We start from the raw sequence: 26,660 nt of genomic DNA on the forward strand, positions 1-26,660 counted from the left end.
AGACGGGCTATTTCGAACCCGCTAGCTTGTAATCCTTGTGCAGCACCAGGAAACTGGCGCGTTCTTCTTTTTTGAAGGGAATATTCCAATTGCCCTGGTAACTGATCTTGGTAGGCAGCTTGTCATCGTTAAAATAACTCATCTCGATGTTCATCTGCACGTCGAAATCAAAGAGAAAATTACTGTATTTCATGTCGACATAGCGGCCAAGGATATTGAAATTGCGTTTGTCAAAAATGGTGACCAGCTCGCGGATCATGATGCCGCTCTTTGTCCAGCTGCTCAGATCAGGTTTAACGGCAACCGTAAACCGGTACACCGGTATGGAGTCGAGGTAGGTAGCGCTGGCAAACGAATAGTCGTAGTACTGCCGCATATTGGCTGTAAAAATTTCGGTCTTGCTGCCAATAAAAGGTACACCCTTAACCGGGCGGCCCGGCGAAAAAATCAACGTTTTCAGCTTGCTTTTATACCCTTCGTTCGTGCCGCCGGCTTTACCGTCGCCAAGAGGTGCATTCGGAACGAAATCACTGCTGTAGGCGTTCATGAAAATGTAATCGAACATTTCAACAGTATACAGCTGATATTTGCCATTCTTTTTATACACTTTCCCCGTATCCTGTTTCACCAGGTATTCCATCTTATGCGGCCCGTTGTTGTTGTGCCTGATCTTCCGGTACATGCGGCCATTGACCTTATCCTTTTTGTCGTAAGTATAAATGCGGTTTTCGGCAATAAAATTATAGGCCTTCATTTTCTGAAAAGCCTTGTAGAAACTGGTGTCGTTGATTACGGCATTGATAAAATCTTCTACGTTGAGCCGGTGTGAACGAATGTTCACGACCGAATCGAGGGTGATTGTGCGGATGGTATCGGGGTTAAACCGCTCAATTTCCTGCGCCTGCGCGGGGAAGCGGAACACTGCCACGAGGCAGTATAAAACAATCAGCCGAACCGTATGCTTCATCAATTGCCAAGCTGTTTAAGCGCCAGGTAGGCCATCAATCCGGTCGAAGTTTTCAGCGCATCCTCATCGATATCGAAGGTCGGCGTATGCACAGCATATGTCGTTTGTTTGGCTTCATTACCCGTGCCAAGGCGGTAAAAACACGCATTGGTGACCTGTGAATAAAAAGCAAAGTCTTCCCCGGCCATCCAGATGTCGAGGTCGATCACATTTTCTTTTCCCAGATAGTCTTCTGCATGCTGCCGCGAGGCCATGGTCAGTTTTTCCTCATTAACCAGGAAGGGGTAACCTCGGTGAATATCAAAATGGCAGCTGCCGCCCATGCTTTCGGCAATACCCTCGGCCATCTTTTTCATCCGTTTATGCGCTTCATCCCGCCATTCTTCATTGAGCGTGCGGAAGGTTCCTTCGATCTTCACCTCGTTCGGAATAATATTGGTTGCACCGTTGGCGATGACCTTGCCGAACGACAGGACCGAAGGCAGACGCGGGTCGGCATGGCGGCTCACGATCTGCTGCAGCGCAATGATGATGTGCGATGCAATCACGACCGGATCAATGTTCTGGTGCGGTTGCGCACCATGGCCGCCCTTGCCGCTAACCGTTACATAGAGCTCGTCTGTTGAGGCCATGTAAATGCCCGGGCGAAAGCCTACCGTGCCGGTTTTGAGCAGGGGCATGACATGCTGGCCCATAATGGCAGCAGGTTTCGGGTTTTCCAGGACACCTTCTTTGATCATAATGCTGGCCCCGCCGGGCAGCAGTTCCTCAGCCGGTTGGAAGATCAGTTTCACCGTACCTGAAAATTCGTTTTTGAGCGTATTCAGTATAAAGGCGGTACCCAGCAATGACGAACTGTGTACGTCATGGCCGCAGGCGTGCATGACACCAGGATTTTTAGACTTATATGGTTTGTCGTTGGCTTCATTAATGGGCAAGGCGTCCATGTCGGCACGCAGGGCGATAACCGGACCGGTGCCCGCACCGGTAATCAGGCCTACCACGCCGGTATCAGCACAGGCTGTATAGGGAATACCCCAGCGGTCCAGCTGCGCTTTAATAAAGGCAGATGTCTCGTGTTCATGAAAAGACAGTTCGGGGTTGGCGTGCAGGTGCCGGCGAAAGCCGACTACCTCTTCAAAAACGGATTCAGAAAGCTGTTTAATTTTCTCCTTGATCATCTGATTCTAAGTTGGGCGCATTGATCTTTTCTCTGAAAATGAACAGCGTGGGGTATTTGGGCCGCAGCTGGTTCAGAAATCGCTGTGCTTCGAGCCTTGACCTGAAATCGCCAACGCGCAGGTAATAATTTGGCTCGCGGTAAGTAATGTATGTGCGGTAATTCGGAAAGTCCTGCCTGAAACGGGCCTGCATGTTAAAGGTTTGCCGCCGGTCTGAGCCATAAAAAACCTGTACGCGGTAACCCATCGAAGACACGACCGGTGCAACCGGCGCCTTTGGCGATACGGTAGTTTTCTTACGGTACAGCGCGGCCCGCTTCGCGATCAGGCTGTCGATCAGCGGATCTTTAACGACCCTGACCGTTCCGGGTGTGTTCCGGCCCGACTGCCCGAAGGCTGCGCAGGAAAGCAAGATCAATAGGAATACGCTGGCTGTTTTTCTCATCGGGGCTATAAAGTACGAATGCCGAACTTTCTGCAAAATTCGGCATTCTGTGATTGGATTACAAATTAGTTTGCGCCGTGGCAGTTTTTGTATTTTTTGCCGCTTCCGCAAGGACATGGGTCATTGCGGCCTACTTTTGGGTCGACCCGTACCGGCTGCTGCGGAATAGCTTCACGGGTGTCGGCAAAATCCATACCCGGTTCTTCCTGTCCGAACTCCTGCTTCGTGGTTTGGAGCTGCGGCTGGCGTTTAGGCACGGGTGCCTGGCGAATTTCTTCTGCCTCCTGAGCAACCGGAATGCCGCCTTTGAATAAAAAGCTGACCACCTCTTTATTTACAGCGTTGAGCATGTTCTTAAACAGGTTGAAGGCTTCCATTTTATAAATAACCAACGGATCTTTCTGCTCGTATACCGCGTTCTGCACAGATTGTTTCAATTCGTCCATATCGCGCAGATGCTCTTTCCAGGAGTCATCGATCAGCGCAAGTACGATGGTTTTTTCAAAACTTTTTACAACCTCACGGCCTTTGTTCTCAATCGCTTTTCTGAGCGAAACCGGAACCTGTATGCCGCGAATGCCATCTGTAAAAGGAACAACGATCTGCTCGATCTGCTCGCCGCGTTCTTCAAAAACCTGTTTCAGCACCGGCATGGCCTGGTTGATAACCGCATCAGATTTACGGGTATAAAACGCCGTGGCCTCGTCAAACAGTTTCTCAGTCAGGTTCTGCACATTGAGCGAGGAAAATTCCTTTTCGGTGATTGCTGTATCAACAGAAAAGTTTTTGATGACCTCCAGTTTAAAGCCTTCATAGTTCGCCTCCGTGCGGTATTCGTTTACGATGTCTTCAGCCACGTCGAACACCATGTTGTTCATATCAACGTCCAGACGCTCACCGAAAAGTGCATTCTTGCGTTTTGCATAAATAACCGTACGCTGTGAATTCATTACGTCGTCATACTCGAGCAGGCGCTTACGGATACCAAAGTTGTTTTCTTCTACCTTCTTTTGCGCACGTTCGATTGATTTGGTAATCATCGAGTGCTGAATGACCTCTCCTTCTTCGATCCCCATGCGCACCATGATGTTCGAAATGCGTTCTGAGCCGAAAAGACGCATCAGGTTATCTTCAAGCGACACAAAGAATTGCGATGAACCGGGATCGCCCTGGCGACCGGCACGACCGCGAAGCTGCCTGTCTACCCGGCGCGACTCATGCCGCTCTGTACCCACGATCGCAAGTCCGCCGGCCTCTTTTACCCCTGGCCCGAGTTTAATGTCGGTACCACGGCCGGCCATGTTCGTTGCAATGGTCACGGTTCCTGATTTTCCAGCCTCTGCCACGATGTCGGCCTCTTTCTGGTGCAGCTTGGCATTCAGCACATTGTGTTTGATGCCGCGAAGTTTTAACATTCGGCTCAGCAATTCAGATATCTCGACCGAAGTTGTACCCACCAGAACCGGTCTGCCTGCCTGGGTCAGTTTAACGATCTCATCGGCAACGGCATTGTATTTTTCCCGCATGGTGCGGTAAACAAAGTCCTGCTCATCCTTACGGGATATCGCCCTGTTGGTCGGAATTTCAACAACATCCAGTTTATAGATCTGCCAGAATTCACCGGCCTCTGTGGTAGCCGTACCGGTCATACCGCAAAGTTTGTGGTACATGCGGAAATAGTTCTGCAGCGTAATGGTCGCATAGGTCTGCGTTGCGTCTTCGACCTTTACATTTTCTTTTGCCTCGATTGCCTGGTGCAGGCCGTCAGAATAACGGCGTCCTTCCATGATACGGCCGGTCTGCTCATCCACGATTTTGATCTTGCCCTCGTCAATGATGTATTCCACATCTTTCTCAAACAGGGTATAAGCCTTCAGCAACTGGTTCACAGAGTGGATCCGCTCAGCTTTTACTGAATAATCGCGCATCAGCTCGTCTTTGCGACGTACTTTTTCTTCGCCAGACAAATCTGACCGTTCCAGCTCGGCAATTTCAGTACCTACGTCGGGCAGTACGAAAAAGCCGGGGTCTTCGCCAGACTGGGTGATCAGTTCGATGCCCTTTTCGGTCAGTTCGACCTGGTTGTTTTTCTCATCGATGTGAAAAAACAATTCCTCGTCGACCTTGGGCATATTCTTCGACTGATCCTGCATGTAATGGTTCTCTGTTTTCAGCAGTGTTTGCTTCACATTGCCTTCGCTCAGGAACTTGATCAGTGCTTTATTTTTCGGCAGCCCGCGGTGTGCACGCAGCAGGGCTATACCACCCTGTCCTTCTTCCGGACCCGATTTGCCTTCGTTAATTAGTTTTTTGGCCTCGTTCAGCGCCTGCGTAATGTAAGTTTTCTGGGCATTGACCAGGCGTTCAATCCTGGGTTTCAGGTCATAAAACTCATGCTGGTCACCAAAAGGAATTGGACCAGATATGATCAGTGGCGTTCGCGCATCATCGATCAGTACCGAGTCAACCTCATCGACCATCGCATAATGCAGTTTACGCTGAACCAGTTGCTCAGGCGTCTGCGACATGTTGTCGCGCAGGTAATCGAAGCCAAATTCATTGTTCGTACCGTATGTAATATCTGCCAGGTAGGCCTTACGGCGCTGCTCTGAATTGGGCTCGTGTTTATCGATACAATCAACGCTCAGGCCATGGAACTCGAACAGTGGGCCATTCCACTCCGAGTCACGTCTGGCCAGGTAATCATTCACAGTTACAATGTGAACGCCTTGTCCGGCCAGTGCGTTCAGGTAAGCAGGCAGCGTACCCACGAGGGTTTTACCTTCACCGGTTGCCATCTCTGCGATCTTGCCCTGGTGAAGCACAATACCGCCAATCAGCTGCACATCGTAATGCACCATGTTCCAGACCACTTCGGTTCCTGCTGCCATCCAGCTGTTGGCCCACAGCGCTTTTTCACCTGCAATTTTGACATTATCCTTGCGGGTGGCGATCTCACGGTCAAACTCGGTCGCCGTCACTTCAATCTGGGCGTTCTCTGTAAACCGGCGCGCCGTTTCCTTTACCACCGCAAATGCTTCAGGAAGGATTTCCAGCAGTACCTTTTCAAGTTCTTTGTCGCGGTCCTTGCCCAGGCTGTCGATCTGATCGTAAATGCTGGTTTTTTGCTGCAGGTCTAAAGCCTCATTTTCGGCCTCAGTACGCAGGGCGGAGATCTGCTGATCTATTTCAGTCAGAAATTCCGCAATGCGCTGTTTAAATTCAATTGTTTTATGACGCAACTCATCGTTGCTGATGGAACCAAGTTTTGCGTATTCCTCGTTCGTCTTTACGACTAACGGCTGTATTCCCTTTATATCCCGTTCTGATTTGCTTCCAAAAATCTTGGTTAAAAATTCTAACATTATATTTTTATTCGTCTATTGTTCTACATTCAAAGCGTGGCTGTTACAACAACCAGGCCACCGGAAAAGCCCGGCCTTTTTGGCAGTTTAAAGCGCTAAAATTACAGATATATTTTTAATATCACTTATCTTGCATCCGATAATAAATCCCGATCCATCCAGACATTCGGGCAGATCGCCGGCACTCTGGCGGGAAGCGTCGTGTTTTAGACGTCTTTTGCTGCCCTGAATAAAACATTTCACTGTGCCTGAAGCACATTAGCGTTTTCAGTTGCCCGGGCGACGCATATAACACATGAAGAAAATACAGCAGTTGCGCCTTACACTCCACCTGGCCGGTTGGCTGGGACTAATGGCCGTTCCGCTGCTTATTTTTGATGTTCAGCCGGCAGAGCTGATTTTTTCAACCGGCTATTGTTGTTTTGTGCTGACCTTCATCGCACTTTACTATATACACAGCATGTGGCTGCTTCCGGGCCTGTACAGGCAGCGGCAGTTCCTGCTCTATACGCTGGCGGTTTTCATGTTGCTTACCGGCGTTTTGTGGCTGCGTCCTTTTGACCGGCTCAACCACCAGCACCGCAAACGCGCTGAACGTGAGGCCGCGAGGCTGCCCGTGCCTTCGCAACAATGGGCACAGCCCTCTGCCATAGACATTATCCAGCCCAAGATCGATGTGATCAGTGCCTTTATTTTCTTCGTCATCATTGCCACCGGCATCGCCTTTGAAACCAACCGCCAGCTGCACCTGGCCATGCGGCGTGTACTGCAGGCCGAGAAGGACCGCGCCGAGGCTGAACTTTCTTTCCTGAAGGCGCAGGTAAACCCGCACTTTCTCTACAATACCCTGAACAACATTTACACGCTGGCCATTACAAACGATGTGCGCACCCCCGAAATGTTGCTTAAACTCTCTGGCATTATGCGGTACTTTACCGATGAGGCCATCCTGGCCGAGGCCCGCCTCGCAGACGAGCTCACCTGCCTGCGGCAGTATATCGAACTTCAAAGCCTGCGGCTCAGCAGAAAAACTACGCTCGATTTCCGGGTTGAGGGAGACGTGCTGACAAAAAAAATCGCCCCGCTCCTGCTCATGGCTTTTGCCGAAAATGTATTTAAATACGGGGTCAGCAACCGCGAGGAAAGTACGATCCTCATCTCGCTGCATGCAAAAGCAGATGAACTGGTGTTCACCACGCGCAACCGGATTTTCTACAACAAAAAAACACTTGGCGCAATCGGCATGACGCTGGGCAGCACGCGCAAACGCCTGGAAGAGCTTTACCCCAACCGGCATTTTTTAAATATCAGGACCGATGATGGATATTTTACTGTAAATTTAACCATCCAAGTTTAGCCCTATGCCTATTAAATGCGTAGCGGTAGACGATGAGCCGCTTGCATTGGCGCTAATGCGCAATTACATTACTGCAACGCCGCAACTCGCACTGCTGCAAACCTTCGAAGACGCCATTGCTGCGGCAGAATTTATCCGCAAGCACGATGTAGAACTTCTGCTTCTTGACATCGATATGCCTGACATCAGCGGCATAGACCTGATGCACGCGCTTGAAAAGAAACCCATGGTCATATTTACGACTGCTTACCGCAATTATGCTGTTGAGGGCTTTGAGCTCAATGCCATCGATTACCTGCTCAAGCCGATCGATTACCCGCGCTTTAAAGTCGCCATCCAGAAAGCGGTTGAATACCAAGAGTATAAAAAGCAGAAGGGACAGTCCGACGCCGGACACATTTTTGTATACGTGGAGTATAAATTACTGAAAATTGAACTGGCCCACGTAACCTATATGGAAAGCCTGGAAGACTATATCAAGATCCACTTTGACAACGGGCCGACCGTTATGACGCTCATGTCGATGAAAAAAATGCTTGAAAGACTGCCGCCAGACCAATTCAGACGCATTCACCGCAGCTTTATCGTACCCGTTGCCAAGGTCAGGGCCATTAACAACCGCAAGGCAGAACTTTCTTCCGGCGATGTGTTGCCCATCAGCGATTCGTACCAGGATTTTATTGCTTTCTGGAAAGGGCAATAAAACACCTTAGCTGCCTTTTGCGTTCCGGGTCATCTGTTCGAGCATGTCCCACATTTCTGACGGTATGGCTTCGAGGCCGTTGAATTGTCCCGCACCCTGCAGCCATTCCCCGCCATCAATGCTGATCACCTCGCCGTTAATGTAACCCGAAAAATCACTAACCAGGAAGGCTGCCAGGTTGCAGAGCTCCTGGTGTTCGCCTACCCGCTTCAGCGGCACGCGGTTTTTAAAATCAAATTTCTTGGCCAGATCACCAGGCAGCAGCCGCTCCCAGGCACCTTTCGTCGGGAACGGTCCGGGCGCTATGGCATTTGTACGGATACCGTACTTGCCCCATTCTATCGCCAGCGAACGCGTAAGTGCGAGCACGCCACCTTTGGCACAGGCCGAAGGCACTACATAAGCCGAGCCGGTAAAGGCATAGGTTGTGATGATATTCAAAACGGTTGCTGCCTGTTTTTCTTTGATCCAGTGTTTGCCAAAAGCAAGCGTACAGTTCACCGTTCCTTTCAGGACGATATCGATGATCGATGAAAAAGCGTTTGCCGACAAGCGCTCGGTCGGCGATATGAAGTTGCCGGCTGCATTGTTCAGCAATACATCGACCGTACCAAACCGCGCTATGGTTTGCTCCAGGACCTTGTCTACCTGCTCAGGATCACGTACATCACACACCACCGGCAGCACCTTGCCCCCGGTTTTGTTCTCCATTTCATCTGCCGTCTTTTCCAGGACGTCGTATTTGCGACTGGTGATGACCAGGTTGGCGCCCAGTTTCAGAAAATAGGTACCCATGGCCTTTCCCAGCCCGGTCCCGCCACCGGTAATAACGATCGTTTTGTCTTTGAGCGCGTCTTCACGAAGCATGGGTTGGTTAAACATGATGGGCATAGTAAACTTATGTCTTTTGCAAATTCTTCAGAATGGTTTCAAGGATGTGGCGCGTTGCCGGCGACCACCATTGTTGCAGCATCTTGTCCAGCATTTCATCCTGGTTCGCACCGCTCGCCGCAATCAGGCTGCGCCTGATGTTCAGTTTGCTTTGCTGCCAGGTGTTGCGCTCCAGCTGCATATACTTTGTAATCTTGCGTTCTGCCGCTGTCAGCAGTCCGGCGGGGTTAACGACTTCGTCGACCAGCCCAGCGGCCAGCGCTTCGGCAGGCTGAAAAAGCCGCCCTTCGAGCAGGCTTCGCGCCGCCGCGGCCTTGCCCAGCCAGAATGCATACAGCTCGAAGATACTTTCCGGCACAATGATGCCTACCGGCACTTCGTTCAGGCCAATGATATATTTCCCTTCTGCCATGACCCGGTAGTCTGCAGCAAGCGCAATGATGCAGCCTCCTGCGGGACTATGCCCGCTTACCGCAGCGACAAAGGGCTTGGGAAAGGAAACCATGGTTTGCACAAATTCCAGGAACTGACGCCAGAATGATTCGGTTTCGGCCTCATTGTAGCCATACAGCTCAACCAAATCCAGTCCCGCAGAAAAAAACGGCTCTTTTCCGGTCACGACAAGACCGGCGATCTGGTCATCGGCGGCAATGTTAACGAACATGTCGTTGAGCTCCCCGATCATTTCCCTGTTCAGGGCATTTGATTTTGGTCTGTTTAGCGTGATGGTGGCCAGTCTGTCCCTGACGTTGACTAAGATCGTGTTCATGTATATTTATTTCAGCTCGTATGTAAAGACCTGTCTGCCCAGGTGGCCCGAAATATCGATGCCTTCTATAACAACGCGATAGGTTCCTTTCTCGTCTGCATTAAAGAAAGAAACGCTTCCTTTTCCTTCTGCCGATGTAACGACATGCGGATTCCAGTAAATGGTGCTGCGCAGGTCGGGGTTCTGATTTTTCGATTTGTCATAATCGGGCGAGAAGAATTCGCGAACCAGAGAATAGCCCTTTGGCGTAAATGTAACGATACCCGGAACAAAAGAATTGCTGCGGCCGCCATCTCCGCGCTTGGTTGTAATGACGAGAATGCCGCCTGAGCCACGGCTACCGTAAATGGCTGTGGTGCCTATGGTTCTCAGCACCTCGACCGTTTCCACATCGTTCGGATTGATGTTATCCAGGAAATCTGCTTCCATCTGCATGCCGTCAAGCACCAGCAGCATGGGCTGGTTTTGGCTACGGGTCGAGTATGGAATGCCGTTTCTGAACAGCACGAAAGGAAGGCGCCCCTGCAGGCACTGGCTCAGTACGGCACAGGAGGTAAGTTTGTCTGCCGTAAGCACATAGTCAGCCCTTCCCGCTCCGTTCAGATTCGCGGAGTTTCTGGCCGGGTTTTTCTTTTCCACGATATTGACCTGGTCAAGGGTAATGGTACGCTGCAGCCTCCCCGACCGTTCCAGTTCCTGGATATACCGTTCGTTCGCTGTCAGGTAACCGGCCAGCGAGGTATTCACATTAACTTCGATATCTCCTGTATTTTTATTTTTTGTGACCAGTTGGCCGTTCTGCTGGTCAAGGGTAATGTCGACACTCTTGCGGTTCTTATCGGTTCGCGCCTGCACTACAAAACGAATGCTGTCGCCGAAGACCAGGTTGTCAAAAACGAATTCGCCCTTGTCATTGGTCAGCGTGTCTGTCATGAACAATCCGCCCTGCGTACTGAGCAGAGAGATCTTGCCCTTTACAACCGGCTTGCCGCCATAACTTTTGGCCACCCCGCTAATGCGTATGGCTTTCTCTGGCTTAAATACCAGCGGCGCATTTACGCCGGCCATGACGTTCTTCCAGGCAAAACGACGCCAGCCATGGGTGAGCATGAGGTTGTCAAGCGCCTCGGTCGCAGCGGGATCCGAATTTCGAAAATAGGCGTTGGGTTTTTCTATGTATCCGGGCAGATCGCCGCGCAGCAGCAGCGATGTAAAAATATTGGTTTCGTTGTCTTCATCGGGCGTAACCTTGCCGGCATTGGTTACCGACACAGAGAAACTGCCCTGAACAGGTTTTCCATCGGCCATGGCAGAGAAATCAAAGTTCATTTTTTGCCTGGCCGTTGCGGATTGCGGGGCATTGCCGGCACTCAGGGTGATTTCCTGTCCGGCTCGCCGCACAAAAACCAGGCGCTCAGCCACAGGAACATTGGCTGCCGAAAACAAAGTCAGCTGCAGGATGCCGTTGGGAAGGTCTTCTTTTTTTATAACCACACTAACCAGTTGCTTCTCCAGTTTAATGCGCTGGCTCAGGTATACGATACCCCCGTTCTGGCCCACCAGCTTAATTTCGCCCGAGCCGACCATGTCGCGGGTCGCGTAAATCTTAAGCGCTATCTTTTGTGCATCACTGTTATTTACGGCCATGGTCAGGCCTGAGGGTTTTGCTGCAGGCAGATCAACTGTTTTCTCCGTGCCGTCGGCAAATGTGAGTTTGGTTTTATATGACCTGCCCGGCTGGGCGTTGATCACGAAACTGCCCATGCCCAGGTAAGAGGTTTCGAAATTGCTGACCTGGCTGCCGCGGTCGTCGATAACGACGCCTTTTGCAGACTGGCCTTTTCCTGACGCATCTGCTACCTTAAAGGCAACCTTACAGGGAAGGTCTTCGAGCAAATAACCGCCTTCAGGAAAAAATGTAACCTCGGGGCTGGCTGCCCGGGGCAGGACCGGAATAACTTTGGTGATCCGCTTGCCATCATCAAGTGCCAGGCTGACTACAATTCGTCCCGCTTTCAGTTCGCCGGCCGCAGGCGCAGGGAAGAGAATAACTGCATTTCCGTTGCCATCGGTCTTGGCGCGGCCCCGGGCCACGCTGCGGTAATCGATCTGTACATCATAACTCAGGTTCTGGTTTGCATAAGGTTCTCCCCGCTTGTTCTTAAAACTGGCAATCGCCTGGTTTTGTCCGTCCTGACCTTTGCCGTACTCAAACCGGGCATCAACAAAAACATGATTGGTCCAGGAGTTGGCGATGCGTATGGTCTTATCAAAAAAGAAGTCGGGCCCCATGTTCCGCATCAGCTGGGTGTAAGCCCTGATCCGGTAGTTTCCTTCAGAAAGGGAATCGGCCAGTTTGAAATCGCCCCAGGTAATGCCGGCTGTCATGGGCAGTTTCAGCTGCTGCTTGAGCGAATCGCGCTCGTTGATCAGTTCAACGTACAGGATCCGGCTTTGGCTGGTTGGCGCGCCATTCCGGGCATCAACCACATAGGCCTTAAACCAGATGTCATCGCCAACGGCATAATAGGGCTTATCGAGGTGCAGATGTACCTTTTCCTGGGGGTTCGATATTGTGAATTGTTCGAGTTTTTGAAGTATGCCCGCGAACGGGTCATCCTGGATGAATGAAGCGGCACCAAGGGTTAAAAGCGTCAAGGCAGATACGGCCAGACATAAGATTCGGATTCTCATAAAATGTCCCGGGAAAAGTTCTGCTCAAGTTAGCAAAATTTCTCAGAATTTGTTCTTCCACATCATGCTTTCAACGGGCCTGGTGGTCTTGCGGTTGTACTTCGCATTGCCCTTTGAATTGTACATGGTGCCGATCTCGCCCTCAACGACAAAATAGATCAGCTGGCCGATCGGCATGCCTGCATACACCCTGACAGGCTGGGCCACCGATATTTCGAGGGTCCAGGTATTACAGAAACCTACGTCACCCTTACCCGCAGTCGCGTGAATGTCGATACCCAGCCGGCCCGTACTGCTCTTGCCCTCCAGGAAAGGAACATGCCCGTGGGTTTCAGTGTATTCGAGGGTTACACCCAGGTAAAGCGTGCCTGGCTGCAACACAAAACCTTCCTTGCCAATCTCAAAATGCGCGATCTCGTTGTGTTTCCGGGCATCAAGCACGCGGTCGTTGTAGGTGGCCAGGTACTTGCCCAAATGCACATCATAAGAGTTGGTACCCAGGCATTCGGGTTTGAAAGGCTCGATAATGATCGTACCTTTTTCAATTTCTTCAAGTATCCGTTTGTCTGACAGTATCATTTTATGAGAACCAGGCAACGAATTTATAATTAATTTAAGATAGTTTTGTAACCGAATTTCCAAATAAGAACATGCCTATAGTTTACCAGCAGGAAATCGACACCCACACATCCCTGGCCTTATGGAAGATCGAGGAAACGGGCGAAGAACTGCTAAGCGGCCTGCAACTCAGGCAGCACGAACGCGAAACCGTTAACCGCCTGGGGAACAGCAAGCGGCTTATTCATTGGTTAAGTACCCGGCTGTTGCTGCGCACCATGCTGAATACTGATGAGTATATCGACTGCCGGATGGATGAACACGGCAAACCTTACCTGATCAATTTCGATTATCACATATCACTGAGCCATTCTTACGATTACGCTGCCGTGATGATCGGAAAGACAAAAAAGGTAGGCATCGACATTGAACTGATCAAAGAAAAGATCAGGCTGATCAGCCATAAATTCCTGAACGAAGCTGAGCTGGCGCAGTTGGATATTCAGCACGATACCGAGGCGCTATATGCCTGCTGGTGTGCCAAGGAAGCGGTTTACAAGTGGAATGGCGTGAAGGGGCTCGAGTTTCGGAAAGACATGCACATTAGCCCCTTCAGTCCCGGTAGCGGCAAACTAAATATCCGGGTCGATCTGCCTGCCGGACCGCGTACACTGGAAGTTAACTTTTTGAGAACAGCCGACGAGTATATGCTCGGCTACGTAATGGGATGAGATGAAAAATAAATCGGTTCGCTTTGAAGACTGGGGCCTGACAGACTACCAGGAGGCCTGGAACCGCCAGGAGCAATTGCTGAACGGCATCGTGGCGCTCAAAACGCGCAACCGGCAAGAACAGACGAGCCTGCCTACCCCCAACTATCTGGTTTTTTGCGAGCACCCTCATGTGTATACTTTGGGTAAAAGCGGCAAAGCCGAAAACCTGTTGCTGGATGAGGCTGGCCTGGCAGAAAAACAGGCCAGTTTCTACAAAATTAACCGCGGCGGGGACATTACCTACCACGGGCCGGGCCAGATTGTCGGCTATCCGATCCTGGACCTGGAGAATTTTTTTACCGATATACACCTGTACCTGCGGGAAATGGAAGAGGCCGTGATCCGTACCCTGGCAGATTATGGCATAACAGCCGGCCGCTACCCCGGTTATACCGGTGTATGGCTGGATCCCGAGGGTGAAAATGCGCGGAAGATCTGTGCCATGGGCGTACGCTGCAGCCGCTGGGTAACCATGCATGGCTTTGCGTTTAATGTGAACGCCGACCTGAGCTATTTTAACAACATTGTGCCTTGCGGGATCGATGACAAGGCGGTCACATCCATGCGCAGCGAGCTGGGCCGGGAAGTGCCGGTTAAAGAAGTCAAGGAACGACTAAAGGGGCACCTGGCCGGCATATTCGGCATGGACTTGCACTAAAACCAAAGCATATAAGGTTTCGTAGATAAAGCATGAAAACGATCGGAATAGGTTTGTTATGTTTGCTGTTTAATTTCGCTGATAATATGGTTCTGCATCAAACAGAGGCTTCCGGCAAAGCGCCACTCACCTACCTTGCCCTTGGCGACTCGTACACGGTGGGCGAATCGGTCACGGCTTCAGCTTCGTTTCCTTTCCAGCTGCAGCAGGCGCTCAGGGAGCGGGGGGTTCCTGTTAAAACACCCAAAGTAATTGCCCGGACGGGCTGGACAACAGGCGAACTGCTGGCAGCCCTGCAACAGGCAGACCCGAAACCCGGTTATGACCTGGTTACACTGCTTATCGGCGTCAACAACCAGTACCGCGGCTACCCGCCCGATCTGTACGAACGGGAATTTACCGAACTGCTTACCAAAGCCATTGCCTACGCGGGCGGAAAAAAAGATCGCGTTTTTGTGCTGTCCATTCCCGATTGGAGCGTAACGCCGTTTGCCGCAGCCTCTGGCCGCGATATAAAAAAAACCGGTGAGGAAATCAATGCATACAACCACATGTCCGCAGTGATCTGCGAACGGACCGGCGTGTCGTATACCGACATCACGCCGGTTTCGCGTAAAGCTGCTGCAAACAAAGACCTTACTGCTGCAGACGGCCTGCACCCTTCAGGCAAGATGTATGGCTTCTGGACCGCCGCACTCCTGCCTGCTGTCCGGGCTGCACTTAATTTTTGATTTCTTTGCTGTAGTTTTCCTGATTCTGTTATCTTAGATGGCAAAATTACCTATTTACGTTAAACCAGATCTCATGGAAGAAAATCCACCTTTTGGCCAGGCCGCAGGTCAGCCTCCTTTCGGGCAGTCGAATTTTAATAATCCGGCAGGCCCCCGGCCAAAAAATTACCTGATCGAATCGATCCTCGTTACGATCCTCTGCTGCCTGCCGCTTGGCATTGCAGGCATCGTGAACGCTGCCAGTGTAAACAGCCGTTATGACGCAGGCGACTATGCGGGCGCAGAATCCGCTTCAAAAAATGCATGGAAGTACACCAAACTCGGCTTTATTATCGGTTTGGTTGGTGTTGTGCTTTATTTTGTACTTGTCGTTGTGATCGGTGTAGGCGGCTTAGCCATGTTTGGCCGCTAATGCGCTATAAAACCTGGTACCTTCCGGGTATACTGACCGGTCTGGCCATACTTGCTGTGGTTTATTACCGGTACGATCCCGGAAGGTATATTTATTTTCCCAAATGTCCTTTCCATAGCCTTACGGGGCTTGATTGCCCGGGCTGCGGTTCGCAGCGCGCCATCCATGCACTGCTTCACGGCCGTGTTGCCCAGGCGGCAGACCACAACCTGCTGCTGGTCATGAGCCTTCCTTTTCTCGCCGTACATTATTATCACAAAACCCGCGCTGCTGTAAGCAGACACGCTTATGCCTGGGGCCTGATCGGACATCCGGCAACGGCGAAGGTCATTTTTGTGGTAGTGGTACTGTTCTGGGTGCTGCGCAATGTGCCGGCAGCGCCGTTTCACTACCTGGCTTCAGATCATTAACCCATGCGGTTAACCAGCGTGCTGTAGTCGCGCTCAATGGTTTGCAGAAAAACCAGTTCATTCATTCCCTGCGGTATCGTAACAGCCAAGAACTTGTGCACCTCTGCAGCCATGGCATACACCACTGCTGCATTGCCGCTCGTGTAAAAATTGTGCAGAACCTCATGGATCAGCGCAACCTGCCGGTCGTTCAGGTGAACCGCTTCACTGAAAACGGGTTCGTAGCTGTCTGCAGCCGGCTGGAACGCCACCTGGTCAATACTTGTTCGCGGGGTGGTCTTGATAACGCCCGTATGAGCAAGCAGGTCGCCCAGCCGTTGCTTTTTATCGCTGGCCGCAACCATGATCAAGGCACAAAGATCGCCTGTCAGGGTAAAGTCGACCAGTCTGAAAACCCAGCGGAGTAAAAACTGGCTCAGCCTCGGCTGCGTGCCGTCCAGGCTCACCACCCTGATCTTGATGACCTTTTTGCCTACACTTTGTCCGTTCCAGAAAATTTCGCAGACAAGGTCGTAAAATACATATGTTACCGCGAAACAAACAATGAGGACAATGAAGCCGGTTCCGCCTGAGAAGGCACCCGCCACACCGATGATCAGGAACACGATATAAAGCGCAATGAAAATGGCGTAATCGATAAGCCTGGCAAGAATACGCTCGCCAAGGCCGGCAAGATCATAAGCAATATCGACATTCTGAGCGGTTTGGATGGTAACGGTATGCATACCTACCAAAGATATTGTTGTTTTTCATGGTCAATTAAAAAATTTGTAATTATTTTAACAGCTGAAATTAAACCCCATGCGCGAAGCGGTCTTTGTGAAGCAAAATTCTGAAAAATGGCAACGTTACGAGGTCCTGGAACATGGCTCGCCAGACGAGCTCGCCAACCGCTTCATTGAGATTACGAACGACCTCGCTTTTGCACGCACATTTTATCCTGAGTCAAAAACCACGGCTTACCTGAATGGGCTGGCATTCAAGCTTCACCAGACCCTTTATAAAAACAGGAAAGAACGCAGCAACCGGTTTAAAACCTTCTGGCAAACAGAACTTCCGTTCATTTTCTGGAAATACCGCAGGCAACTGCTTTATTCCCTCTTATTTTTTGTGGTTGCCTGCGGCATTGGGGCTCTTTCTGCAAAATATGACGATACCTTCGTCAGGCTCATCATGGGAAACAATTATGTGAACATGACCAATGAGAACATTGCCAAGGGAGACCCATTTGGCGTTTATAAACAGGAAGGCCCTTTCCAGATGTTTTTGAGAATAGCGCTGAACAACATTTTTGTTTCTTTTATGGCCTTTGCGCTTGGCGCCTTTCTTTCGCTCGGTACCGTAGTTGCCCTGTTCCGGAACGGGGTCATGCTCGGTTCCTTCCAGTACTATTTTTTCAGCAAGGGCCTTGGCTTGCAGTCGGTACTGGTTATCTGGATACATGGTACGCTCGAAATATCGGCCATTGTCATTGCCGGTGCCGCCGGTCTTATTCTGGGCAACAGTTTTCTTTTTCCCGGAACATACAGCCGGCTGGAATCGCTCAAAGACGGCGCCAAAGACGGCCTGAAGATCATCATTGGCCTGATCCCTGTCTTTCTTACTGCCGCCTTTTTTGAAGGGTTCGTTACCAGGCATACCGAAATGCCGCTGTGGCTAAGCATGCTGATCCTCGCCGCCTCGGCCGCCTTTGTAACCTGGTATGTTGTTATCTATCCCACACGTTTATTTAAAAACCATCTCATTACCGCACATGCGCGCACAAAAAATTGACCTTCGTAAAAACCGTGATTTCGGGGAACTGGTAAATGATTCCTTCCTCTTTCTTCGTCAGAACTTCAAGTCGCTGGTGCGCATATTTTTTATGTACTGCGGCCTGTTCGTGGTGGGCGGCATGATTGCGATGATCTTTCAGCAAATTAAAAATGTAAGTTATTACAATGGCGTGCTGACCCAAAAGCGAAATCCGGGGCCATTTGATATGTTTTCGCAGTTTGGGTTCGAGTACGTGCTGGCCCTGCTGAGCATGTGGGTGTCTTTTACGCTGATGACCGTTTCGGTCGTATCGTTTATGGCCTTGTATGCAGAGAATGACAAAACTATACCGACCAACGAACAATTGTGGCAGCGCATAAAGGAAACTTTTCTGCGTACGCTGGGCAGTTCGGTTGTCTGGTTTATCCTGCTCCTCGTGGGCTCGGTACTCTGCGTTGTTCCGGGTGTTTATCTTTTTCCGGTCTGCAGCTTGTTTTATGTGGTTCTGATCACTGAAAAATGCAGTTTCGGCGAAGCCTGGACCAAATCTTTCCGGCTTATTAAAAACAATTGGTGGATGGTGTTCGGCGTGCTGTTTGTCATGTACGTGATCGTGTATTTCAGCACCACCCTGATTACGCTGCCCACAACGATCATGACCCTTGTTGGCGTGCTCGGCGAAAGCAGTCCCCGCATTTCACTGACCTTTTCTATTATCGGTACCGTGCTGCAGTTCGTATGCCAGGTGTTCCTGATCCTGCCAACCATTGCCAGCTGCCTGGTATTTTACAGCCTGAGCGAACATAAAGACGGCGCAGGCCTGCTTGAACGCATCGCCGCCTTTCAGCAGGCAGGAAATGCTGCCGATGAACGTCCCGAATCTTATTGATATGCCAGCTGTCCGCGTTTTTTTCCTGATCATCTCGCTGCTCTGCACGGTTACGGCAGTCCATGCTGTTTTGCCGCAAACACAGGCTCAGGCAGCAGCAGACTCGTTGCCGGTTCGGGTGCAGAAATTTAACCCAGCTGCTTTAAACGCCTACAAGACAAAGAAGGAGTTCCAGTACCGGGACGAGGTTCTGCAGGAGCAGCGCAGCCTGTGGCAGCGCTTCTGGAGCTGGGTCTGGGAACAACTCGGAAGGCTGATCGGCGCTGCCGGATCAAACACCTTGGTCCGCACTGCGGTACTCACCGCCCTGGCGGCACTGATCGTTTATGTGGTGGTGAAACTCATCGGCACCGATCGCCTGTTCGCCAAACGTTCTGGCCGGAGCACCATGCCGTACGATGTACTGAATGAAGATATTCACCAGATAGACTATGAAAACGAGATCGGCAGACTGGTTGGCGAAGGAAAGTACCGCCTTGCCGTCAGGTTGCTTTATCTGCGCAGCCTTAAAAGACTGACCGACGCCAGCCTGATTAGCTGGGAACCTGCAAAAACCAATTCGGTTTATCTTAACGAACTGACCGATCCCGCGTTGAACAGGCCATTCCGCTCCCTGACAAAGCAATTCGATTACATCTGGTATGGCGATTTTCCGATAGACAGCGAGCGTTTTGAACCGATCAGGTTATCATTCGACGAATTTAACAGGCAGGTCAGATGAGGGGCTACCGCGCTTATCTGGTTACGGGCATCGTGCTGTTGGTTATTTACCTCGTAGCACAGTACAACAAACCGGTTGCAACCAACTGGACACAAACTTTTAGCAGTAAAGACAAAATTCCTTTCGGCACCCTCGTATTGGCCGAACGGCTAACCGACGTTGTTCCGGGAAGCCGGGTCACGGAAAGCGCACAACCCGTTTACAATACCCTGAACAGCCGCCGTTTCCGGAAAACCGCCTACCTGATCGTGGCCGGATCAGTCGAGTTGGGCAAAGAAGACCTGTCCAGGCTACAGCAGTTCGCCGCCTCCGGAAACAGCGTTTTCATTGCGACCTACAATTTCGGCAAGACATTCAGCCAGGCATTTGGAATCAGTCAGTCTTTCGCCTTCACGGCGGCAGCAGCGAAGAAGGGCCCGGCGATCAACTTTACCAATCCGGCGCTGAGGCGGAATGCCGGTTTCCGGTTCGACAAACAGATCGGGCGTACGTATTTCAGGAAGCTGGACTCGACACGGGCAACGGTATTGGGAACGGACGAAAACAACCGCGCCAATTTTTTACGCTATAAAATTCGCAAAGGCTTCATCTACCTGCTTGCCGATCCTGCCCTGCTGAGCAATTACCAGCTGCTGAATGCCGATGGCGCAGATTATGCAGCCCGCAGCCTCTCTTACCTGGCCGGCAGCCACAATGTGCTTTTAGACACCTACTACAGCATCGGGATCAGGCACAGCAGCGACACTCTGCGTGTCTTCTTCAGCCATGAACCGCTGCGGTATGCCTATTACCTGACCATTTCAGGCCTGCTGCTTTTTGTGCTCTTTGAAGTAAAGCGCCGCCAGCGCATCATTCCGGTGGCAGATCCGCTCGAAAACTCATCTGTCGCCTTTACGAAGGTTGTCAGCTCCGTGTATTTTCACGAAGGAAACCACCTTGATATTGCACAAAAACGGCTTACAGCCTTAAAGGAGTTTCTCAGAGCCCGCTTTTTTATCGATGCCAAGACACTCAATGCCGAAACGCTTGAACATAAAACCGGCGCCCGGCCTGCCACAGCCCGCCTGCTTTTTCAGCGCATGCAGGCGGTAGAACAGGCTACTACATTGACAGAGGGTGAGTTGCTGTCATTTAACGAGATCATTGAACAATTTTATAAACAAACACGAACAACAGAATGGAGCAGGACCAATTTCAACCGCGAACAGACCTGGATCAGCTGGGCAATGCCGTTAACCGGATCAGGGAATCCCTTTCGCAGGTAGTGATCGGGCAGCAGGAAACCCTCAATTTCCTGATCGTAGCCCTGCTGGCCGACGGACATGTCCTGATCGAAGGGGTGCCCGGGGTGGCAAAAACCCTGAGCGCCAAGCTGCTGGCCAGATCGGTCGACGCCGCCTTTTCGCGCATCCAGTTTACACCCGACCTGATGCCGTCTGATGTGCTCGGCACCCCAGTGTTCAATCCGAAAACGACCGAATTTGAATTCAGACAAGGACCCATCTTCGGCAACATGATCCTGATTGACGAGATCAACAGGGCGCCCGCCAAAACACAGGCGGCGCTTTTCGAAGTCATGGAAGAACGGCAAGTTACCATTGACGGACAAACCTACCTGCTGCAGGAGCCGTTTATGGTGCTGGCAACACAGAATCCCATTGAACAGGAAGGCACATACCGGCTTCCGGAGGCACAGCTTGACCGGTTTCTGTTCAAGATCGAGGTGCCTTACCCTGCCCTGGAAGATGAAACGGCTATCCTGCGGGCGCAGCACAGTCAGAATTCGCGCTTGCTGTTAACTGACGTGGCGCCGGTGCTGTCTGTGGCAGAGGTCGTAGCGGCCAGGAAAGCCATTCTCGAATTCCACGTAGAAGACCATTTGCTCGAGTTTATTGCCCGGATCGTTCATGAGACCCGCAACAACCCGGCAATTTACCTGGGCGCTTCGCCACGCGCCTCGCTGGCCATTGTACATGCGGCTAAAGCCTATGCTGCTATCCAGGCGCGCGACTTCATCACACCTGAAGATGTGATTGCCGTAGCACAGCCGGTGCTTGCACACCGCATCCTCATATCGCCCGAAAAGGAAATGGAAGGCCTGACAGCCCGCGATGTCATTGCGCAAATCATCAAAAAGATCGAAATTCCACGCTAAACCTGTACTTTGAAAGCGATCAAACGGTTTTATCTCGACCTGTTTCTCAGCGACCGGCTGTTTATGTGCCTCGGACTGCTCGTTCTGCTGTTTATGCTGCGGTTTTTTCTGGGCTGGCTTGGCGATGTGCCAAAGATCGCTCTGGCGGTCTTCTGTATGCTTATTGTGCTGGATCTCTGGCTCCTGTACAGGCAGAAAAAACCCTTCGAGGCAAGCAGGCAGTCTGCAAACCGGCTTAGCAACGGCGATGAGAACCCCATTGCCATACGGCTCAGCAACCGTTATCCCTTTGCTGTCCAGGTCAGGGTCATCGACGAACTGCCCTTTCAGTTTCAATTGCGCGACAAGGATTTCAGAACATCCATCGCCGCCAACGGCATCCGGTCCATACATTTCAGCCTTCGACCGGTAAAACGGGGAGAATACGCGTTCGGCTATACACGGGTATTCGTACGGTCCCCGCTCGGCCTGCTGGTGCGGCGTTTCAATTTTGATGGTGCCCGTGTTTTGCCGGTCTACCCATCCTTTTTGCACATGCGCAGGTACGAACTCATGGCCATTTCCCCGCACCTGCAGGAACTGGGCATCAAAAAAATACGCAAGATCGGTCAGAGTACCGAGTTTGAGCAGATCAAGAATTACGTAACGGGCGATGACATCCGCAAGATCAACTGGAAGGCAACAGCGAGGCGCGGCGACCTGATGGTGAACAATTACATCGACGAACGTGCGCAGCATATTTACTGCGTGGTCGACAAGAGCAGGGTCATGCGTATGCCTTTTAATGGCCTGAGCCTGCTCGACTATGCCATCAATGCTTCGGTAGCGCTCTGCAAAGTAGCCATGATGAAAGAAGACAAGGCCGGCCTGATCACTTTATCAGAAAAGCTGGGTACCATTGTACCCGCCGACCGGAAGGCGGGTCAGCTGGGCAATATTTTGGAGGTCCTGTACCGGGAAAAAACCCGGTACCTGGAAAGCAACCTCGACGCCCTGTATGCCGCGGTGCGCACGCGCCTGACGCAGCGCAGCCTGCTCGTCTTTTTTACGAACTTCGAGAGTCTTTCTGCCATGCGCAGGCAGCTGCCCTATTTGCGCAAACTGGCGCGCTTTCACTTGCTCCTGGTGGTTTTCTTTGAAAATTCAGAGCTCAGGACCCTGGCGGGTACTGCCGCTCCCGATACCGAGGGCATTTACACCCAAGCCATCGCAGAAAAATTTCTGAACGAAAAGAAACTGATTGTGCAGGAGCTCAGGCAGCACGGCATTCTGGCACTGCTGACCGCACCTGAAAACCTGACCATTAACATCATTAACGAATACCTGGCCCTGAAAGCCAGGAACCGTATTTAACATTCGGGCAAACTGATCGGGATATTCGTGGCAAGCCCGCCATCTGATGTTTCCTTGTATTTGGCATTCATGTCGAGGGCCGTTTCCCACATGGTATTAACTACCGCATCCAGGCTCACTTTTGCCTTGTCGGGATTGGTCTGCAGCGCAAGCTGACTTGCGGTAATGGCCTTGATCGCGCCCATGGTATTCCGTTCTATGCAAGGGATCTGCACCAGCCCGCCGATCGGATCGCAAGTTAGGCCGAGGTGATGCTCCATGGCTATTTCTGCAGCCATAAGAACCTGCCGCTGCGACCCGCCCAGGCATTCGGTCAGTGCCGCCGCCGCCATAGCCGAAGACACGCCGATCTCTGCCTGGCAACCACCCATGGCTGCTGAAATCGTAGCTCCCTTCTTGAAGATGCTGCCAATTTCTGAGGCGCAGGCAATGAACTGAAGAATTTTCACTTCAGAAAATCCGTCGCAAAAAACGATAAAATACTGCAATACGGCCGGGATCACACCGGCCGCTCCATTTGTTGGGGCCGTTACAACCCGCCCGAAAGAGGCATTCTCTTCGTTTACGGCCAGTGCAAAACAACTAACCCAGTCCAGGATATAATTAAAGCCATTTCCACCTTCCCTAATTGCCTTGATCCAGGTATCGTAATCGGCATAACTGCGTGTACCGATCAGTTTTTTATTCAGGCTGGCTGCCCGCCGGGCAACGTCGAGGCCGCCAGGTAAAAACCCGGCAGTATGACAGCCCCGGTACATGCAGTCGCGCATGACACTGAAGAGCTGCAGCATGCCGGCCCTGGTTTCTGCTTCACTGCGCCAGGCCAGTTCATTTTCCATGACGACCTCAGATACTTTCAAACCGGTTTTGCGGCACCAGTGCAGCAAGTCCTGCGCTTTATCGATCGGAAATGGCAGATCTGCCGGTTCCTTACCGCTGCCCGTTTCGCCTTCCCTGACCACAAAGCCACCCCCGATCGAGTAATACGTGCCCGAAAAGGCTTTGCCTGTACTTAAAAAAGCCTGAAACGTGACCGCATTGGGATGAAAAGGCAAGGTCTCGTTGAACAGGAATACCAGGTCTTCGGCGTAGTCAAAAGACAGTACCCGGCTGCCTCCGAAATTCAGCTGTTTCGTTTGCCTGATCTGTTCAACGGTTGGCGTTACGGCGCTTACATCAAAGGTAACCGGCTCGGCCCCGATCAGGCCGAGCAGCACGGCCACATCGGTACCGTGTCCGCGTCCGGTCTTTGCAAGCGAGCCATATAAAAAGATCTTCACCTGTACCACCTGCTCAAGCAGGCCTGCCCCTGCAACCGCAGCAGTAAACTGTTGTGCAGCCCGCCACGGACCAAGCGTATGGGAACTGGACGGTCCGATACCAATCTTGAAAATGTCGAAAACAGAAATTTGTTCGCTTTGCATGATACAAAGCTAAGATGTTTTTGACGATAAAAGGCTAAAATTCAAACTCAAGGATTGCCTCGTCGCGCAACATCTGCTCAACGAATTTTTTATGGTTTGTAGGCCTGCCGGTTGCCGCCCAGGTGCCTGATATAACACCGTTCGCCAGTTCCTGTTTGCCACGCGTGGGTTTCAGTTTATGCAGTCTGAAATATTCCTCGTACGTATCGAGGCTCTCGTTTTCGTACTTCTTGGCAATCCGGTAAACGCGTTTGGTAAACCGGCGGTCGCCCAGTTCTTCCAGGTACGGAAAGGTAAAGAGCGCAAGCAGCACCGCACCCGTTACACCTATTCCCTGTTCATAGAATCCCGAACCTACGGCCATGCCGATGGCGGCTACGATCCAGATTACGCAAGCGGTAGTAAGGCCCTTTACCCGGTTCTCCTCCTTGAAAATAACGCCTGCTCCCAGGAAACCTATGCCCGTTACAATGTTAGAGGCTATACGGTCATGGCTATTCACGCCGATCTTGACCGACAGAATGGTAAATAATGTGGAGCCTAAGCCAATCATGATCATTGTTTTCAGCCCGGCAGATTTGCTGCGGTATTCGCGTTCGGCTCCGATCAGGCCGCACAGCAGGATGGTGAGCAGCAATTTGTTGATTTCGCTCTGCGTAATAAAATGTTCAGTCTCTATTAAATTCTCTGTCATCAGGTAAAAATTTCCAATCAAAGATAGTCCTATCCACACAGCTCTATTCTGCTTCCAACGCTGACGCATTTAGCCTGGCCAGCAAGTAGCCCCCAGAAGCACAGGCCGCTTTGCCGTACATGTGTTAATTCCGCCTTTCGTCATGTGCGCCGGAGTCGTTGAGCGCAGCCCTGATCTGCAGGGAAATGTGGCTGGCATGGGTGTACACCATCAGATGCCCGCCCCCGCTGATCAGGCCGACATTCCGCATTCCCCGTGCCGGAAAAATGCGATCGGCCGTCCCATGCAGGTGAAGTATACCTGGCTGCGGAACCCGGTTACGCCAGGACAGCAGCGCCGGCACGGCCCATTGCACAAAGCGCGGGTCTGTATCGTCCAGTATCTGGCGCAGCAGCCTGCGCTCCTCTGCCCGCTGCACTCCGAATAACCAGGCAACCATAAAATTGTTTAAACGCATGAGCAACGCGGTGGGCACCAGCCTGTATAAAGCGGTCACATCGGTCAGGCGTAACAGCAGGCCACGTTCGTGGTGCGTCTTTATGCTGGAAATAATGATCAGTTTTCTGCAGGATACGTACCGGGACAACTCCTGGGCAACAAGGCCGCCGAAAGACACGCCAACCAGTGCGAAAGGCTGCGTCTGGTCTATAAAAGGAACGAGACGGCCTGCATAGTCCTGCAGCGGTTCGCCTGTCCGTACATCGATCCGATCCAGGTGAATGCAGGTATGCGGAGCAAGGTCCAGCTTTTGAAAATTTCGCTTATCGGCACCAAGGCCACTGATCAGGTAAATATTCAATTTGGTCGGTTACATGCTCATACGCAACTGGATGTTGTAAGAAACCCGCACCGGGACACCATGCAAACGGCCTGGTTCCCAACTCGGCGCCTGTGAAAGCACACGGCGTATTTCATCCTCAATTCCGTAGCCCAGACGATTTCTGAACCTGATATCTGTCAGGCTCCCATCTGTATCTACAACAAAGCTGACCAGTGCACGTCCCGTTATCCCTGCCCGCTGCGCCTCGACCGGATACTTGATTCTTGATGCCATATACTGGTAAAACGCAGGCAACCCGGGTTCGTACCCGGGCGGCTGCTCTGCACTTTTGTATTTTTGTGTTTTTCCGTTTTTCAGCGTGACCTGGCCAGATTTAAACTGCCCGTTCACATAGGTTTCCTCGTAGTGAAAACCCGACTGCATTCCTTTCCAAAGGCCGTTTTTCAGCCCGTTCTCGTAGCGGCCTTCTTCTGGCCCGTCCTTGAAGTTGCCCGAGCCATCCCTGACCGTTTGCAGACCGGTCGAGTCAAAGGCATGAACGAGTTTTACGTTCGACTGGCCAGCCATTCCCGGTTGTGGCGCCTGGTGCCCATATACTTTGACCGTTGCCAGCCTGCCGTTTTCATGATACATGGAGGCTGTTCCAAGCATGACTCCATGCACATAAGTAACTGCTGATTTTGGCAGACCGCGTTTATTATAACGTTTCAAAAGACCTTCGTAAATCAGGTTTGGCTCATAGCGGGAAACCATTCCTTCCGTTTTGGGGGTCTCGTCGGGATAGAATTCCAGCACGCTGAACATGCCCGGCTGGTCGGTTTCGCTGATAACCCGGCGGTAGTCGGCTTCCGCCGGATTTTTGGTTTCCGCGCCGTCTTTCAGATAGGTGACCAGCTTTTTTTGAGCGAAAACCGGCTGTGCGAAATACAAACCAATGCCGAGGGCGATTAATTTTTTCATGACATGCTTTTGCA

General features: G+C 51.5%; 26 protein-coding genes. 13 read left to right on the top strand and 13 right to left on the bottom strand.

Features of this window, described 5'->3' with window-relative positions; all coding sequences use genetic code 11:
• Positions 1 to 7 precede the first annotated feature (7 nt).
• The 4 genes from C7T94_RS00935 to secA form a co-directional block, all read right to left on the bottom strand.
• A complete protein-coding gene (locus C7T94_RS00935) occupies positions 8 to 967 on the bottom strand; it encodes a hypothetical protein (protein ID WP_107212780.1) in 960 nt (319 codons plus the stop codon).
• The gene (locus C7T94_RS00940) at positions 967 to 2,148 is read right to left on the bottom strand and encodes a M20 metallopeptidase family protein (RefSeq protein WP_107212783.1); all 1,182 of its coding nucleotides are present in this window, start codon (positions 2,146 to 2,148) and stop codon (positions 967 to 969) included. Before C7T94_RS00940 ends, C7T94_RS00935 begins: the two co-directional genes overlap by 1 nt.
• Entirely contained in the window at positions 2,129 to 2,593 is a 465-nt protein-coding gene (locus C7T94_RS00945; RefSeq protein WP_107212785.1) for an SPOR domain-containing protein, read from the bottom strand. The genes C7T94_RS00940 and C7T94_RS00945 overlap by 20 nt, the downstream gene beginning before the upstream one ends.
• A gap of 65 nt (positions 2,594 to 2,658) precedes the next feature.
• The gene (gene secA / locus C7T94_RS00950) at positions 2,659 to 5,958 is read right to left on the bottom strand and encodes a preprotein translocase subunit SecA (protein WP_107212787.1); all 3,300 of its coding nucleotides are present in this window, start codon (positions 5,956 to 5,958) and stop codon (positions 2,659 to 2,661) included.
• Positions 5,959 to 6,253: 295 nt separating this feature from the next.
• Here secA and C7T94_RS00955 point away from each other — a divergent pair, with 295 nt between their 5' ends.
• Together C7T94_RS00955 and C7T94_RS00960 are read left to right on the top strand one after the other, a co-directional pair.
• Positions 6,254 to 7,315, top strand: a complete 1,062-nt coding sequence (locus tag C7T94_RS00955; RefSeq protein ID WP_107212788.1) for a sensor histidine kinase — start codon at positions 6,254 to 6,256, stop codon at positions 7,313 to 7,315.
• Between the two features lie 4 nt (positions 7,316 to 7,319).
• A complete protein-coding gene (locus tag C7T94_RS00960) occupies positions 7,320 to 8,018 on the top strand; it encodes a LytR/AlgR family response regulator transcription factor (RefSeq protein ID WP_107212790.1) in 699 nt (232 codons plus the stop codon).
• 6 nt (positions 8,019 to 8,024) lie between these two features.
• Here the strand turns inward: C7T94_RS00960 and C7T94_RS00965 are convergent, their stop codons facing one another.
• The 4 genes from C7T94_RS00965 to dcd are packed head-to-tail and all read right to left on the bottom strand — an operon-like array spanning position 8,025 to position 12,951.
• Positions 8,025 to 8,900 carry an SDR family oxidoreductase gene (locus C7T94_RS00965; protein ID WP_107214603.1) on the bottom strand — a complete coding sequence of 292 codons (876 nt, stop codon included), beginning with the start codon at positions 8,898 to 8,900 and terminating at the stop codon, positions 8,025 to 8,027.
• Between the two features lie 16 nt (positions 8,901 to 8,916).
• Positions 8,917 to 9,678 carry an enoyl-CoA hydratase/isomerase family protein gene (locus C7T94_RS00970; protein WP_107212792.1) on the bottom strand — a complete coding sequence of 254 codons (762 nt, stop codon included), beginning with the start codon at positions 9,676 to 9,678 and terminating at the stop codon, positions 8,917 to 8,919.
• 6 nt (positions 9,679 to 9,684) lie between these two features.
• Positions 9,685 to 12,372, bottom strand: a complete 2,688-nt coding sequence (locus C7T94_RS00975; protein ID WP_107212794.1) for a TonB-dependent receptor plug domain-containing protein — start codon at positions 12,370 to 12,372, stop codon at positions 9,685 to 9,687.
• A gap of 42 nt (positions 12,373 to 12,414) precedes the next feature.
• Positions 12,415 to 12,951 (bottom strand): dCTP deaminase, encoded by a 537-nt coding sequence (dcd, locus tag C7T94_RS00980; protein ID WP_107212796.1) that lies wholly within the window; start codon positions 12,949 to 12,951, stop codon positions 12,415 to 12,417.
• A gap of 71 nt (positions 12,952 to 13,022) precedes the next feature.
• Here dcd and C7T94_RS00985 point away from each other — a divergent pair, with 71 nt between their 5' ends.
• The 5 genes from C7T94_RS00985 to C7T94_RS01005 all read left to right on the top strand — a co-directional run bounded on the left by C7T94_RS00985 (position 13,023) and on the right by C7T94_RS01005 (position 15,914).
• The gene (locus C7T94_RS00985; protein WP_107212798.1) at positions 13,023 to 13,661 is read left to right on the top strand and encodes a 4'-phosphopantetheinyl transferase family protein; all 639 of its coding nucleotides are present in this window, start codon (positions 13,023 to 13,025) and stop codon (positions 13,659 to 13,661) included.
• 1 nt (position 13,662) lies between these two features.
• On the top strand, positions 13,663 to 14,361 hold the full coding sequence (gene lipB, locus C7T94_RS00990; RefSeq protein ID WP_107212800.1) for a lipoyl(octanoyl) transferase LipB: 699 nt from the start codon (positions 13,663 to 13,665) through the stop codon (positions 14,359 to 14,361).
• 86 nt (positions 14,362 to 14,447) lie between these two features.
• Positions 14,448 to 15,092, top strand: a complete 645-nt coding sequence (locus C7T94_RS00995) for an SGNH/GDSL hydrolase family protein (protein WP_107214604.1) — start codon at positions 14,448 to 14,450, stop codon at positions 15,090 to 15,092.
• Positions 15,093 to 15,165: 73 nt separating this feature from the next.
• On the top strand, positions 15,166 to 15,504 hold the full coding sequence (locus tag C7T94_RS01000) for a CD225/dispanin family protein (RefSeq protein ID WP_107214605.1): 339 nt from the start codon (positions 15,166 to 15,168) through the stop codon (positions 15,502 to 15,504).
• On the top strand, positions 15,504 to 15,914 hold the full coding sequence (locus C7T94_RS01005) for a DUF2752 domain-containing protein (protein WP_162618507.1): 411 nt from the start codon (positions 15,504 to 15,506) through the stop codon (positions 15,912 to 15,914). Before C7T94_RS01000 ends, C7T94_RS01005 begins: the two co-directional genes overlap by 1 nt.
• Here C7T94_RS01005 and C7T94_RS01010 read toward each other — a convergent pair.
• On the bottom strand, positions 15,911 to 16,639 hold the full coding sequence (locus C7T94_RS01010) for an RDD family protein (RefSeq protein ID WP_107212802.1): 729 nt from the start codon (positions 16,637 to 16,639) through the stop codon (positions 15,911 to 15,913). The genes C7T94_RS01005 and C7T94_RS01010 overlap by 4 nt on opposite strands.
• Positions 16,640 to 16,715: 76 nt before the next feature.
• Here C7T94_RS01010 and C7T94_RS01015 point away from each other — a divergent pair, with 76 nt between their 5' ends.
• The 6 genes from C7T94_RS01015 to C7T94_RS01040 are packed head-to-tail and all read left to right on the top strand — an operon-like array spanning position 16,716 to position 22,787.
• Complete coding sequence (locus C7T94_RS01015; protein ID WP_107212804.1) at positions 16,716 to 17,687, top strand: stage II sporulation protein M; 972 nt, start codon at positions 16,716 to 16,718, stop codon at positions 17,685 to 17,687.
• On the top strand, positions 17,668 to 18,558 hold the full coding sequence (locus C7T94_RS01020; RefSeq protein ID WP_107212806.1) for a hypothetical protein: 891 nt from the start codon (positions 17,668 to 17,670) through the stop codon (positions 18,556 to 18,558). Before C7T94_RS01015 ends, C7T94_RS01020 begins: the two co-directional genes overlap by 20 nt.
• Position 18,559: 1 nt before the next feature.
• Entirely contained in the window at positions 18,560 to 19,279 is a 720-nt protein-coding gene (locus C7T94_RS01025; protein ID WP_162618508.1) for a DUF4129 domain-containing protein, read from the top strand.
• Positions 19,276 to 20,544, top strand: a complete 1,269-nt coding sequence (locus C7T94_RS01030) for a DUF4350 domain-containing protein (protein ID WP_107212810.1) — start codon at positions 19,276 to 19,278, stop codon at positions 20,542 to 20,544. Before C7T94_RS01025 ends, C7T94_RS01030 begins: the two co-directional genes overlap by 4 nt.
• Positions 20,457 to 21,434, top strand: a complete 978-nt coding sequence (locus C7T94_RS01035; protein WP_107214607.1) for an AAA family ATPase — start codon at positions 20,457 to 20,459, stop codon at positions 21,432 to 21,434. The genes C7T94_RS01030 and C7T94_RS01035 overlap by 88 nt, the downstream gene beginning before the upstream one ends.
• Positions 21,435 to 21,443: 9 nt before the next feature.
• Positions 21,444 to 22,787, top strand: coding sequence for a DUF58 domain-containing protein (locus C7T94_RS01040; protein WP_239494896.1), 1,344 nt, complete (start codon positions 21,444 to 21,446; stop codon positions 22,785 to 22,787).
• Here the strand turns inward: C7T94_RS01040 and C7T94_RS01045 are convergent.
• The 4 genes from C7T94_RS01045 to C7T94_RS01060 all read right to left on the bottom strand — a co-directional run bounded on the left by C7T94_RS01045 (position 22,784) and on the right by C7T94_RS01060 (position 26,646).
• Positions 22,784 to 24,211: an L-serine ammonia-lyase gene (locus C7T94_RS01045; protein ID WP_107212812.1), complete on the bottom strand. Its 1,428-nt coding sequence runs from the start codon at positions 24,209 to 24,211 to the stop codon at positions 22,784 to 22,786. The genes C7T94_RS01040 and C7T94_RS01045 overlap by 4 nt on opposite strands.
• Positions 24,212 to 24,245: 34 nt before the next feature.
• On the bottom strand, positions 24,246 to 24,905 hold the full coding sequence (locus tag C7T94_RS01050; RefSeq protein ID WP_107212814.1) for an MgtC/SapB family protein: 660 nt from the start codon (positions 24,903 to 24,905) through the stop codon (positions 24,246 to 24,248).
• A gap of 124 nt (positions 24,906 to 25,029) precedes the next feature.
• The gene (locus C7T94_RS01055) at positions 25,030 to 25,704 is read right to left on the bottom strand and encodes an alpha/beta fold hydrolase (RefSeq protein WP_107212816.1); all 675 of its coding nucleotides are present in this window, start codon (positions 25,702 to 25,704) and stop codon (positions 25,030 to 25,032) included.
• 9 nt (positions 25,705 to 25,713) lie between these two features.
• Entirely contained in the window at positions 25,714 to 26,646 is a 933-nt protein-coding gene (locus tag C7T94_RS01060) for an energy transducer TonB (protein ID WP_107212818.1), read from the bottom strand.
• Between the last annotated feature and the right edge of the window lie 14 nt (positions 26,647 to 26,660).

The organism is Pedobacter yulinensis (assembly GCF_003029735.1).
GTDB classification, from domain to species: Bacteria; Bacteroidota; Bacteroidia; order Sphingobacteriales; family Sphingobacteriaceae; genus Pedobacter; species Pedobacter yulinensis.